The sequence below is a fragment of the Mesorhizobium sp. WSM4904 genome, from assembly GCF_029674545.1.
Lineage (GTDB): Bacteria > Pseudomonadota > Alphaproteobacteria > Rhizobiales > Rhizobiaceae > Mesorhizobium.
In genome coordinates this window covers 629,686-642,215 of record NZ_CP121354.1, presented here as the reverse complement: position 1 = coordinate 642,215, position 12,530 = coordinate 629,686, and the positions used below count along the sequence as shown (strand labels likewise).

Genomic DNA, 12,530 nt, shown 5'->3' with positions numbered 1-12,530 from the left:
TCCTGCTCATGGCATCACCCCAGGATACCGGCGACATGCTGGAACCATGCGACCAGCGGCGCCGGCAGATAGATGCCGGCGGCAAACACCAAAGCAAGGTGCGAATACATCGGCACGTAGGATGCCTCGACCGGCGCCGTGCCGCCGCGCGGCTCGCCGAAGGCGACTCCGGTCAGCCGTAAAAGCAACGCGCCGAAGGCGATGAGCAGCCCGAACACCAGCGGGATCGCCAGCCACGGATACCTGGCGAAAGTCGAGCTGACGACCAGGAATTCACTCATGAAGATGCCGAGCGGCGGCAGGCCGGCTATTGCCACGACGCCAATGACCAGCGCCCAGCCAAGCCCGGGATGGCTTTCCGTCAACCCCCTTATCTCGGAGATCTTCTGCGTGCCCTTGACTTGCGCGATATGGCCGACGGCGAAGAAGATCGCCGACTTGGTCAGGCTGTGCATGACCATGTGCAGCAGGCCGGCGAAGTTGGCGAGCGGGCCGCCCATGCCGAAGGCGAAGACGATGATGCCCATATGCTCGATCGAGGAATAGGCGAACAGGCGTTTGATGTCGCGGCGGCGGTAGAGCATGAAGGCCGCGAAGATCAGCGAGGTTAGTCCCATCGTGGCCATCAGCGGTCCCGGGCCGATCGCCTCCGGGCTGGCGGCGAGCAAGAGCTTGAAGCGCAGCACCGCGTAGAGCGCGACGTTGAGCAGCAGCCCCGACAGCACCGCCGAGATCGGCGTCGGGCCTTCGGCATGCGCGTCGGGCAGCCAGGCATGCAGGGGCGCGAGCCCGACCTTGGTGCCGTAGCCGAGCAGCAGGAAGATGAAGGCGACGCTGAGCAGGGCCGGGTCGAAATGCGCCGCCTTGTCGATCAGCACCGACCAGACCATGGCGTTGGTGCCCGCGCCGACAACCGGCTGGGCGGCCATGTAGACGAGAATGGTGCCGAAGAGAGCGAGCGCGATGCCGACGCTGCCGAGGATGAAATACTTCCAGGCCGCCTCCAGTGCCTCATGGGTGCGGTAGATGCCGACCATCAGCACGGTGGTCAGCGTGGCGAGCTCCACCGCGACCCACATCAGGCCGATATTGTTCGACACGAAGGCCAGGTTCATGCCGAACATCATGATCTGGTACATCGCGTGGTAGAACCGGAGGTTCGGCGCGGTCAGCCGGCCGGTCTCCAGCTCATGCGCGATATAGGAGGCGCTGAACACGCTGGTGGTGAAGCCGACGAACGTGTTGAGGACGATGAAGACGATGTTGAGGTCGTCGACCAGCAGATATTGTCCCGGCGCCGGCCGGTCGGTGACGAACAGCGACAGCGCGGCGAGCAAGGTCAGCAGGCTGGCGATGACGTTCACAACCGCCGTCATCTTGTGGTTCGGCAATGCCGCCAGAATGGCCGCGGCACCTGCGGGGACGAAAAGGATCGCGGCCACGGCATCGAAGGAGAGGGCCGTCACTGGCGCTCTCCGCGGTAGTCGTCGAGCGCGCCGACATCGACCGAATCGAACCGCTCGCGGATGCGGAACAGGAAGACGCCGATGACGATGAAGGCGATCAGGATCGAGAAGGCGACGCTGATCTCGACGACCAGCGGCATGCCCTTGGCGCCGGTGGCGGCCAGCACCAGGCCGTTTTCCAGCGACATGAAGCCGACGACCTGGCTCACGGCGTTGCGCCGGGTGACCATCACCAGGAGCCCCAGCAATATGATCGACAGCGCGAAGGCGAGATCCTCTCGGGCAAGCGGGTCGGCTTCGGGCGTCACCCTCAGCATCAGCACCATGGAGAGCGTCACCAGCCCAATGCCTGCGAGCATGGTCGGGCCGATGCCGACGGCGGTCTCGATGTCGCGATGGATGCCGAGCCTCTGGATGATGCGATGCAGCCCGACGGGAATGACGATCGCCTTGAAGACCAGCGCTATTGCCGCGGTGATGTAGAGATGATGCGCCTCCTGGATGTAGGCCTGCCAGGCCACCGACAGAGCAAGCACGACCGCGTGCAGGGCAAAGACGTTGATCAGCGCGAACAGGCGGTCCTGGTAGAGCATCATGAAGGAGACCAGCACCAGGCTGCCGGCGAGCAGATGGGCGATGTCGAAGGTGAGACCGTTCATCACAGGCTCCGCGAGACGAACAGCAAGAGCGTGCCGAGCAGCGCCAGCATCAGCGCCGCGCCCAGGAAGTCCGGCACGCGGAAGACGCGCATCTTGGCGACCGCGGTCTCGAACACGGCCAGCAGGATGGCAAGCGCCGCAAGCTTGGCGAGATAGGTGGCGGCGCCGATGGCCAGTGCTTTCGGCCCCGCCCCGGCGCTCGCCAGCCCCCACGGCAGGAAGACGCAGGAGATCAGCGACACGTAGAGCACGAGCTTGAGGAAGGTGGCGAGTTCGATCATCGCCAGATGGCGGCCGGAATATTCCAGGATCATCGCCTCGTGCACCATGGTGAGCTCCAGATGCGTGGCCGGATTGTCGACCGGGATGCGCGCGTTCTCGGCGATCGCCACCATCACCAGGGCTATCGCCGACATGCCGAGCGACACCCGCAACCCGACCTCGGGCGAGCTCATGAAGGCTGCGACCGTCGAAAGCTGCGTGGCGCCGGCGACCAGCGCCAGGCTGAACACGATGAGCAGCATGGCGGGCTCGGCCAGCGAGGCGATCATCACCTCGCGGCTGGCGCCGATGCCGCCGAAGCTTGTGCCGACGTCCATGCCGGCAAGCGCCTGGAAGAAGCGCGCGCTGCCGAGCAGCGCCACGATGACGATGAGGTCGGCGGTCCAGCTGAACTGGAGGCCGGCGGCGAATGTCGGAACCAGCGCCGCCGCGACCCAGGTGGCGGCAAAGATCAGATAGGGCGTGACGCGGAACAGCCAGGACGCGTTGTCGGCCAGCACGACCTCCTTGCGCATCAGCCTGACCAGGTCGCGATAGGGCTGGATCAGGGACGGTCCCTGCCGCCTCAGCAGCCTTGCCTTCACCTTGCGCACGAAACCGATCAGCAGCGGCGCCAGCAAAAGCACCAGAAGCATCTGCGCGCCCTGGACGGCCAGCTGGAAGATCATGGCCATAGCGCAAGCACCAGGAGCAGGATGACGAGGTAGAGGAAGACCAGCGTCAGATAGCGGCGGATCGTCAGGAACTGCAGGTAGTTCAGCCGCTCGGTGGCGAAATCGACCGCGCCGGCGATCGGCTGGTAGAACGTCTCCCAGACCACATCGTGGAAATCCACCTCGAGGCGAGCCGGTTCGAGGGAGCCCGGCGCCGGCATGTCCACCGCCTCCCGGGCGCGGAACGCGAAGCTGCCGAAGACCCGGCGAATGGGCTGCGCGAAGCTGACGGCGGTATATTGCGCGGCAGGCGTCGCTTCCGCGAAGCCGCATCCCCATGCCGGGCCTCTGCGCAGCGCGTGCGAGGCGAAGCGGTGAATGAAGAAGGCCGCGAGCGAGGCCGAGATGGTGATGAAGACGAACACCAGCAGGCCGTTGTAGGAACTGCGGCTCTCGGCGATCGGCACGATCGACAGCCAGGGCTGCGCCGTCTGAACCGGCATGCGGTCGCCGATGAGCGAAAGCGCAACCGGCGACAGGCTGTCGATGACGAAACCGGGCAGGATGCCGGCGAGCAGGCACAAGGCCGCGAGCACGACCATCGCCGCCAGCGACCAGCGGTCGACCTCATGCGCTCGTTCCACCGCTGCCGATCGCGCCCTGCCAAGGAAGGTGATGCCGAATGCCTTGACGAAGCAGGCCGCGGCAAGTGCGGCCGCAAGCGCCAGCATGCCGCCGACGGCGGGCACGATGACCTTCAGCCCCCATTGCGGCAGCTCGGGGCTCTGCAATATGGCCTGGAAGGCCAGCCATTCGGATGCGAAGCCGTTGAAGGGCGGCAGCGCCGAGATCGAGACGCAGCCGACGAGGAAGACGAAGCTGGTCACCGGCATGCGATGGATGAGGCCGCCGAGCTTCTCCATGTCGCGCTCGCCGCTCGCCGAGAGCACGGCGCCGGCGCCGAAGAAAAGCAGGCTCTTGAAGAAGGAATGGTTCAGCACGTGGAACAGCGCCGCGGTGAAGGCCAGCGCCGCGGCCGACGGCATGGCGTTCGCCTTGAAGGCAAGCGCAAGGCCGAGGCTGGCGAAGATGACGCCGATATTCTCGATCGTCGAGTAGGCGAGCAGCCGCTTGAGGTCCTTTTCCATCAGCGCGTAGAGGATACCCAGGACCGCCGTCGTGCCGCCAAGCAGGAGCACGACGACGCCGGACCACCATGCCGGTGCGCCGAGCAGATCGAACACCACGCGGATGAAACCGTAGATGGCGACCTTGGTCATGATGCCGCTCATCAGCGCCGAGACGTGGCTCGGTGCCGCCGGATGGGCAAGCGGCAGCCAGGCGTGCAGCGGCACGAGGCCGGCCTTGGAGCCGGCGCCGAGCAGCATGAGGGCGAGCACCGCGCCGGCGGCGAACCGGCCGGGCTGCGCCGTCCGCATCGCGTCGAACGCATAGGTTCCCGCCGGTCCGGCGAGCAGGCCGAAGGCAAGCAGCAGCGCCAGCGTGCCGAAGCTTGCCATGACCAGATAGATGTAGCCGGCCCGCCGGTTGGCGTCGTCGCGATGGTGCGCCATGACCAGCGCCCAGGAGGCGAGCGACATGAATTCCCAAGACAACAGGAAGCTGAAGGCGTCGTTGGCGAGCACGACGAGGTTCATGCCGGCAAGGAAGGCCGGATAGAACGGCAGCACGCGATGCGGCTGGGATTCGTGCTGGCCGTAGCCGAAACCGTAGAGGCTGGTGATGCCGCCGCCCAGGTTGACGACGACGAGAAAGAAGGCCGACAGGCCGTCGAGGCGGAATCGGGCGCCGGTCCACGGCAGGCCGAGCGGCAAGGTTATGGCGGACGCCTCGCCGGGGCTGCCCGCGAGATGGCCGGCGACGATTGCCAGCAACGCGGCCGAGATGGCGAGCGCAACGCCATAGACCAGACGCGTCGCCGAAGCGCGCCGGCTGGCGGCTCCGGCCAGGACGGCCGTCGCCAGAAGCGCGGCGGGGCCGCACAACAGAAGCGCGACTGTCGAAATCACGGCAGGCTCCCGCCGAGATCGATCGCGTCGGCGTCTGGCGCCCTGGCCGGGTCGACCCCGGCCTTCAGCCGCACGCCGCGTCCGCCGCTCTGGCTGACCGCGCCTTCGCCGATCAGTTCGATGCCGGCCACCTCGAGCGCCGCGATCAGCTTCATCAGTGAATCGACGTTGCCCCGGATGATCGAGCCGCTGGCTTCCATGCGCTGGATCGTCGGCACCGACAGGCCGGACAATTCGGCAAGCCGGCGCTGATCGATGCCGAGCAGCGATCTGGCGGCGCGCAATTGCGGTGCGGTTATCACCGGCGACCCTCTTGCTCAGTTTGAAATATGAGGTCTCCGTGCTGCAGCATACATAAAAGGGTTTCAGCGTCAATGATTGATGCTTCAGACATCTATGTTGATGGTAATCCACCCGCTCGCGTCTTATGAGGCCAGGGCCGCCTCCTTAGCGTTCTTCATGCCGCCTATGCCGGCAGAGGCAACGCATTCGCGGGACGAACGCTTTACTGTTCGCGCGAAGGTGATTAGCCGTCGATCGCACGGATATCCGCGTCGGCAACACAGTACGACGCATAGCGGAAATCGCGGATGCGAACGGCCTCGTCGCCGCGCCAGTCGATCAGCACGAAACCGCGCACCGCATCGTCCGCCTGCGGGTTGCGGATCAGGATCGCCGGCTGGCCGTCGACGAAGCCGAGCGACAGCGCCCAGTCGCTGACGCGGTCGTAATTGCCGAAATAGGTCGAGGCCTGTTTCTTGCCGCTGAGCCGGGTGCGGTTCACGACCTCGAGCTCGATGTCTTGGGCGATCAGCGCCCTGACGGCGTCGAAGTCGCGCGCGTTGAACAGGTCGATGTAGCGGCGCAGCCGCCGCTCTTCATCCGGATCGAGCTTCGGCAAAGGCACGTCATCCGGTGCCGCTGCCAGCGTCTTCAGCTCCGCCCGGCCGCGATGCAGTGCCGCCTTGGTGGCGGCGAGCGTCGCGCCCGTCACCTCGCAGGTCTCATACAGGCTGAGGCCGAGCACATCGACCAGGATCACCGCGCTGCGCTGCGCCGGCGTAAGCTGCATGAAGCTGCGCAGGCTCGCCGCCGCCGCGAGCCGCGTCTCCGCGCTGGCGGAGAGGTCTTCTATCTCGGTCATGTCGGCTTCGGTCATGCGCAAGCGCTCCCGCTGGCGGCGGCGCAGATGATCCTGCGCCGCATTATGGGCGATGCGGAACAGCCACTGCTCTGGACGCTCGACCGTGGCGCCGCCATCGTGAGCACCAAGTGCCTTCACCACCGCCTCCTGCACGATGTCCTCGCCCTCGACCGCCGAGCCAGCCATGCGTGCGGCATAGCGGTGCAATTTCGGCCGCAGGTCGACAAGCATAGCTTCAAGCGCCGCGCGGTCGAATTTCGCTGTGCTCATTCGCCTCACTCTCGCATCGCCGGCCTGTCCTGTCCGGCCGCTTCGCGCCCTTGTCAGGTCGGGACCGCCTCGTCGGCGTTGTCCAGCATATGATAATTGCCGACGATCTTCGCGACCGACCTGACAAGCGGTGTCGAGCGCCGCGCGGCGTGATCCGCGCCGAAGGCCTTGAAAGCGTCGAGCCCGGTCAGCGCCGAACTGTCTTCTTCGTAGCCGACGATATGGACGAACTCGCCATTCTCCAGTTCGAGGTAGCGCACTGACTGAGGCTCGGTTTCATCCAGCGCCTCGAACACCTTTGCCACCAGCATCCGGTTCTCGGCGACACTGGCGTCCTTCACGCCGTAGCGGATGAGGTTGTAGTTCATGGTCGTCTCCTGTTCGCGGGTTGTAGGAGGAAGACGATCGGCATGGGCGAAAGGATTCTCGCAGGCACGAAAGATCTTTTGAAGGCTCGAGCCGGGGTAACCATCGCACCGCCAAATCTCCCCCCTTGAGGGGGAGATGTCGCCAGAGGCGACAGAGGGGGTCGCCGCGCGTGGAGCGCCGACGCTTTCACGACGAGATAACGTTGGCGATCTATGTGAGGCGACCCCCTCTGGCCTGCCGGCCATCTCCCCCTCAAGGGGGGAGATTATCGCTTACACGACCGCCTTCGCCGCGGCCCTTCCTGCGCTGCGGCCGGAAAAGATGCAGCCGCCCAGAAAAGTGCCTTCCAGCGCCGCGTAGCCATGCACGCCGCCGCCGCCGAAACCGGCGACCTCGCCGACGGCATAGAGCCCCGGCACCGGCTGTCCGGCGGCATCGAGCACGCGGCTGTCGAGATCGGTCTGCAGACCGCCCAGCGTCTTGCGGGTGAGCACGTTGAGGCGGACTGCGATCAGCGGACCATTCGCCGGATCGAGCATCTTGTGCGGCTTGGCGGTGCGGATCAGCCTGTCGCCGAGATAGGCGCGGGCGCCGCGCAGCGCGGTGATTTGCGCATCCTTGGAGAACGGGTTGTCGAGCTGCATGTCGCGGGCGCGGATCTCGCGTTCGACCTGCGCCACATCGAGCAGCGGTTCGCCGCCGGCAAGCGCGTTCATCCGCGCCACCAGTTTAGGCAGCTCGGCCTCGACGATGAAATCCTCGCCCTTCTCCATGAAGGCTTTCACCGGTCCCGGAATGCCGCTAGTGGCGCGGCCCAGCACTTGGCGCCAGCTTTTTCCCGTGAGGTCGGGGTTCTGCTCGGAGCCCGACAGCGCGAACTCCTTCTGGATGATCTTCTTGGTCAGGATGAACCAGGAATAGTCGAAGCCGGTGCCCATGATGTGGCTGAGCGTGGCCAGCGTATCGAAGCCCGGATAGAGCGGTACCGGCAGCCGTTTTCCACGCGCGTCGAGCCAGAGCGAGGACGGGCCTGGCAGGATGCGGATCGCGTGCTCGGTCCAGATCGGCGCCCAGTTCTTGATGCCTTCGACATAGTGCCACATGCGGTCGCGGTTGATGATCGAACCACCCGCCGCTTCTGCGATCGCCAGCATGCGGCCGTCGACATGGTCCGGCACGCCGGTGATCATGCGCTTCGGCGGCGCGCCCAAGCGCTGCGGCCAGTTCCTGCGCACCAGCTCGTGACTGCCGCCGATGCCGCCGGAAGCGACGATCACCGCTTGTGCCAGGAGCTCGAAATCGCCGACGACGTTGCGTGAGCTCTTGCGGCCGCGGTCGACATTGCTTGGCTCCAGCACGTCGCCGCGCACGCCGGTGACGGTGTTGCCGGAGCGGACGATCTCGTTGACCCGGTGGCGGAACTTGAACCGGACCAGCCCGCGCTTTTCCGCTTCGCGCACCCGCAGGACGAAAGGTTCGATCACGCCGGGTCCGGTGCCCCAGGTGACGTGGAAGCGCGGCACCGAATTGCCGTGGCCGACGGCATTGCCGCCGCCGCGCTCGGCCCAGCCGACCACGGGGAAGAATTTTAAGCCCCGCTCGATCAGCCAGGAGCGTTTTTCTCCGGCGGCGAAGCCGACATAGGCTTCCGCCCATTTGCGCGGCCAGAAATCCTCCGGCCGGTCGAAGGCGGCGGTGCCCATCCAGTCCTCGAGCGCGAGGTCGTGGGAATCGCGGATGCGCATGCGCCGCTGCTCGGGCGAATCGACCAGGAAAAGCCCGCCGAACGACCAGAAAGCCTGGCCGCCCAGCGACTGCTGCGGCTCCTGGTCGACGATTATGATCTTCCTGCCGGCCTCGGCCTGCTCGGCTGCGGCGACGAGGCCGGCAAGCCCCGCGCCGACAATGATGACGTCCGCGTCGTCAGCCATATTTTCTCCCCCCAGCCGTCCTTTGGCGAGCTCTCAGACTGGCTCCCAGCCGTCCTTGTTGCCGGCGCGGAAGATGGCGTCGATGACCTTCTGGTTGAGCACCGATTCCTCCAGCGTGAAGACGCGGTCCTTGCCGCCTTGGGCGGCGCGCACGAAGGCTTCGCACTCGAGCCGGTATTGCTGCGTGCCGGGGAAGCGGAACACCTGCGCCTCGGTGTGGTTCTGGTTGTGCAATTCGATGCGGTGGTGGTCGTAGAGCCCGGCATTGAACGGGGCAAAGACCTCGATGAAACCCTTTTCGCCGTGGAACACCATCACCTGGCGCGCCGCCATCTGCGTCGAGAGGTAGAAGGACAGTTCGAAGTCGCCGAAATCGGCGCGGATCGAGGAATAGATGTCGGTGCCGAAAGTCTTGTCGCGCTCGATATTGGCCTGAACGCGGATCGGCTCCTTGCCGGTCGAAAACCGCGTCGACACCGTCGGATAGACGCCGATATCGGGCAGTGCGCCGCCGCCGAGATCGAGCTGGTTGCGCATATTCTTCGGGTCGACATTATAGTAGGAAAACGCGCCCTGCACATGGCGCAGCCGGCCGATGGCGCCGCCGGCGATGAGGTCGCGCACCTTGATCCATTGCGGATGGTAGGTGACCATGAAGGCCTCGCAGACCAGCACCTTGTTCTCATCGCGCAGCTTGATCAGCAGCGGAATGTCCTTGGCGTCGAGCGCCAGGGGCTTTTCGACCAGCACATGTTTTCCCGCTTGGATCGCCTTCGCCGTCCACTCGACATGCTGCGAGGTGGGCAGTGGGATATAGACGCCGTCGACCTCCTTGGAAGCGAGCAATTCCTCATAGGAGCCGAAAGCATGGCGGGCGCCGAAGCGGTCGGCAAGCGCGCGGGCCTTCGACAGATCGCGGCTTGCGATCGCCGAGAGCACGCCGTTTTCCGAGTCCACGATCGCCGGCAAAAGCTGCTCGCGGCCGATCTTGGCCGTCGACAGAACACCCCATCGGAACATTGTGCTTCTCCATCTCGGTTACGTCGATGGAGGTGTGCCCCAATTCTGGAGAAAAGCCAATGCGTGAGCCGGGTCACAAGGCGCCTTCGTCATCCGCGGGCTTGACCCGAGGATCCATTCCGTAACCTATGACGTAAAGTGCAGCGGTGCAGAATTATGTAACCGTTGCAACACCTTAGCGTCAAGGAATGGATCCTAGGGTCTACGCGCGTCGCTTCGCGCCTTGCTTCGCCCTAGGATGACGAACCCGAGGAGGCGAGGTTTGGAACTAGCCCCTTCTGCCGGTCAGCGTCATGTCGAAGTCGACGATGTTGGAATAGAGCGGCGTGCCGACATCCATGCCGTAGCGTGAGCGCAGCACCTTGCCGGTAACGTGGAATTTGATGGTCCCTGACTTCAATCCACCCAGCTCGGCGGTGAACTTTTCCGAAAACGTCTTGCCGCGGGCTGTCAGACGGCCGGTGACCAGGGCCGTCGTGTCGCCGGTGCGTGTCACGTTTGTGGAGCGGAACTGGATCTCCGGGCTGTTGGCCGCGTCGAAGACCGCGTCGGAGCGCAGGAAGGCGTCGATGCGGCCCTGGCCGGTGCCGACGCTTTCGGGATAGATGGTGAGGTCGACCTTCGAGCGGCTGACATCGCTGTTGTCGATGCGGATCGTGCCCTTGAAGCGGCCGAAAGCGCCGTCGAAGCCGCCGCCGCCGGCCTTGCCGATGGTGAAGCGGATCGAGGAGGCCGACGGGCTGATCGTGTAGCTGCCGGCGGCCTCGCTGAGCGCCACTGCCGCGTAGACGGGCATGGCAAGGCAAGCGGCGACAGCCGCCAATCCGAGGATGCGCGTATGCATGGAGATGTATCCTATCCTGAGCCAGCGCATTGCTGTCTTCCCGCCACCAACGAACGGGCGGCCCGCTCTATTCCCGGGCTGACGAAGGTGTGATCATACGCGTGAGCACGCTGTCGCGCAGCAGGAAATGGTGGCGCAGCGCCGCCGCTATATGCAACGCCACCAGCGCGATGCCGGCATAGGCGAGATACCAATGCGTCGCCGACCAGAAGCTTTCGGCGGCGTCGGATTCGGTAAGCGGCAGGTTGGGCATGACGAACTGGTTGAACGGCATTGTCGGGATTTCCAGCGTGGAGACCGAAACCAGCGCCCAGCCGGAGATCGGCAGGGCGACCTGGAAGGCATAGAGCGCGAAATGCGCGAGCGGCGCCGCCTTGCGCTCCAATGTTCCGACAGAAGGCGGGAGTGCCGGCACCGCATTGCCGAGCCGCCAGGCAATGCGCAGGATGATGAGCCCAAGCAGCAGGAAGCCGAAGGATTTGTGCAGCTGGATCAGCTCGAAGGAGGTGCGCTGGCTTTCGATCCGCATCATCACGAAGCCGAGCACGAACTGGCCGATGAAGTTGATGCCGATCAGCCAGTGGAGGATGATTGCGGCCCAGCCGTAGCGGGTGGTGGTGTTGATGATGGACTGCATGGTCGAAGAACGCCAGTGATGATCGCTTTCGTCCAACCTGCATCCCAGAGGAGCTATTGTCGATGTAGGCGCTGCCCCTCATCCGCCTGCCGGCACCTTCTCCGCGTGAAGAACGGGGAGAAGGGATGGACCGCAGCCTCGGCGCCTTTCTTGCAACGTTCGAAATTGGCGAAATCATCGAAGAGAGCGCCCCTCTTCCCGTCACTATACGGGGAGAGGATGCCGGCAGGCAGGTGAGGGGCAGCACCAACGTCGGTAAAGTTGAATGCAAACCGAAGTGACCGCTTTGTTTCGCGATCGCCCCACTATCCGCTCACCCTGAAGAAATCGACGAAAGCCCTGAGCGCCGGCCGCATCTGGCGGCGGCTGGGATAATAGACGAAGAAGCCGTCGAAGGCCGGGCACCAGTCTTCCAGCACGCGGATCAGCTTCCCGTCGGCAAGTGCCGCCCGGACATAGGGCTCGAAGACGAAGGCAAGCCCGGCGCCGTCGACCGCCGCTTGCGCGATCAGATGGTCCTCGTCGAGGATCAGCGGCCCCTGCGCCGCGATTTCGATCTCCTCGCCGTCCTTTTCGAATTCCCAGCGGTAAAGAATGCCGCTGGAGAAGCGAAAGCGCAGGCAGCGATGGTCGGTCAGGTCGCGCGGATGGCGCGGTTTCGGCATGGCGGCGAAATAGGACGGCGCGCCGACCACCGCGCCGCGAATGTCTGGACCGATGCGCACCGCGATCATGTCGCGCTGCAGGCTCTCGCCGAGCCGCACACCGGCGTCGAAGCCGCCTTCGACCACATCGGTGAAACGGTCTTCTATGACGATCTCCAGCACGATGTCGGGATAGGCGGCGGCAAAGGCGGCGAGTCGCGGCGTCAGCACCAGATGCGCGGCGGTGCGCGGCACGGTCAGCCGCAGGTTGCCGGCAGGCCGGTCGCGCGCCTCGACCGCCGTCTCCAGCGCCAGGTCGATCTCGGACAGCGCCGGCCGCAGCCGTTCGAGCAACTGCGCGCCTTCTTCGGTCGGCGCTACGCTGCGCGTGCTGCGTGCCAGAAGACGCACGCCGAGCCTTGCTTCCAGGCTCGACACCGCGTGGCTGACCGCCGACGGCGCAATGCCAAGCTCGCGCGCGGCACCGCGAAAACTGGCGCATTGCGCGACGGTGGCGAGCACGGCGAGTTGGGACAGGTTGGCGCGGTTCATTGATCTCTTTTATAGAGCAAGCCGTACAA

The 12,530-nt window shown here is 65.1% G+C and carries 13 protein-coding genes; 1 reads left to right on the top strand and 12 read right to left on the bottom strand.

The genetic code is table 11. The features are described 5' to 3' along the window. Window positions 1-14: 14 nt before the first annotated feature. From QAZ47_RS02980 to QAZ47_RS02930, 11 genes are all read right to left on the bottom strand, one after another. Complete coding sequence (locus tag QAZ47_RS02980; protein WP_278232452.1) at window positions 15-1,466, bottom strand: hydrogenase 4 subunit F; 1,452 nt, start codon at window positions 1,464-1,466, stop codon at window positions 15-17. Then, on the bottom strand, window positions 1,463-2,125 hold the full coding sequence (locus tag QAZ47_RS02975) for a hydrogenase-4 component E (protein ID WP_278205497.1): 663 nt from the start codon (window positions 2,123-2,125) through the stop codon (window positions 1,463-1,465). The genes QAZ47_RS02980 and QAZ47_RS02975 overlap by 4 nt, the downstream gene beginning before the upstream one ends. Beyond that, window positions 2,125-3,081 carry an NADH-quinone oxidoreductase subunit H gene (locus QAZ47_RS02970; protein ID WP_278205496.1) on the bottom strand — a complete coding sequence of 319 codons (957 nt, stop codon included), beginning with the start codon at window positions 3,079-3,081 and terminating at the stop codon, window positions 2,125-2,127. The genes QAZ47_RS02975 and QAZ47_RS02970 overlap by 1 nt, the downstream gene beginning before the upstream one ends. Continuing rightward, window positions 3,072-5,087, bottom strand: coding sequence for a hydrogenase 4 subunit B (hyfB, locus tag QAZ47_RS02965; protein WP_278233761.1), 2,016 nt, complete (start codon window positions 5,085-5,087; stop codon window positions 3,072-3,074). Before hyfB ends, QAZ47_RS02970 begins: the two co-directional genes overlap by 10 nt. Next, complete coding sequence (locus tag QAZ47_RS02960) at window positions 5,087-5,392, bottom strand: helix-turn-helix transcriptional regulator (RefSeq protein WP_278077570.1); 306 nt, start codon at window positions 5,390-5,392, stop codon at window positions 5,087-5,089. The genes hyfB and QAZ47_RS02960 overlap by 1 nt, the downstream gene beginning before the upstream one ends. A 224-nt stretch (window positions 5,393-5,616) precedes the next feature. Further along, window positions 5,617-6,504 carry an RNA polymerase sigma factor gene (locus tag QAZ47_RS02955; RefSeq protein WP_278232451.1) on the bottom strand — a complete coding sequence of 296 codons (888 nt, stop codon included), beginning with the start codon at window positions 6,502-6,504 and terminating at the stop codon, window positions 5,617-5,619. A gap of 53 nt (window positions 6,505-6,557) precedes the next feature. Next, on the bottom strand, window positions 6,558-6,872 hold the full coding sequence (locus tag QAZ47_RS02950; RefSeq protein ID WP_278232450.1) for a hypothetical protein: 315 nt from the start codon (window positions 6,870-6,872) through the stop codon (window positions 6,558-6,560). A 273-nt stretch (window positions 6,873-7,145) separates the two neighbouring features. Continuing rightward, window positions 7,146-8,804, bottom strand: coding sequence for an FAD-binding dehydrogenase (locus QAZ47_RS02945; RefSeq protein ID WP_278232449.1), 1,659 nt, complete (start codon window positions 8,802-8,804; stop codon window positions 7,146-7,148). 33 nt (window positions 8,805-8,837) lie between these two features. Continuing rightward, a complete protein-coding gene (locus QAZ47_RS02940; RefSeq protein ID WP_278232448.1) occupies window positions 8,838-9,824 on the bottom strand; it encodes a Gfo/Idh/MocA family oxidoreductase in 987 nt (328 codons plus the stop codon). 268 nt (window positions 9,825-10,092) lie between these two features. Further along, window positions 10,093-10,668, bottom strand: coding sequence for a YceI family protein (locus QAZ47_RS02935; RefSeq protein ID WP_278232447.1), 576 nt, complete (start codon window positions 10,666-10,668; stop codon window positions 10,093-10,095). Window positions 10,669-10,735: 67 nt separating this feature from the next. Beyond that, window positions 10,736-11,305 (bottom strand): cytochrome b, encoded by a 570-nt coding sequence (locus QAZ47_RS02930; RefSeq protein WP_278232446.1) that lies wholly within the window; start codon window positions 11,303-11,305, stop codon window positions 10,736-10,738. 125 nt (window positions 11,306-11,430) lie between these two features. On the opposite strand from QAZ47_RS02930, the gene QAZ47_RS02925 reads away from it, so the two are divergent. Next, window positions 11,431-11,586 carry a hypothetical protein gene (locus QAZ47_RS02925; RefSeq protein WP_278232445.1) on the top strand — a complete coding sequence of 52 codons (156 nt, stop codon included), beginning with the start codon at window positions 11,431-11,433 and terminating at the stop codon, window positions 11,584-11,586. Between the two features lie 24 nt (window positions 11,587-11,610). Here QAZ47_RS02925 and QAZ47_RS02920 read toward each other — a convergent pair whose 3' ends face one another. Further along, window positions 11,611-12,501 carry a LysR family transcriptional regulator gene (locus QAZ47_RS02920; RefSeq protein ID WP_278232444.1) on the bottom strand — a complete coding sequence of 297 codons (891 nt, stop codon included), beginning with the start codon at window positions 12,499-12,501 and terminating at the stop codon, window positions 11,611-11,613. Window positions 12,502-12,530 lie beyond the last annotated feature (29 nt).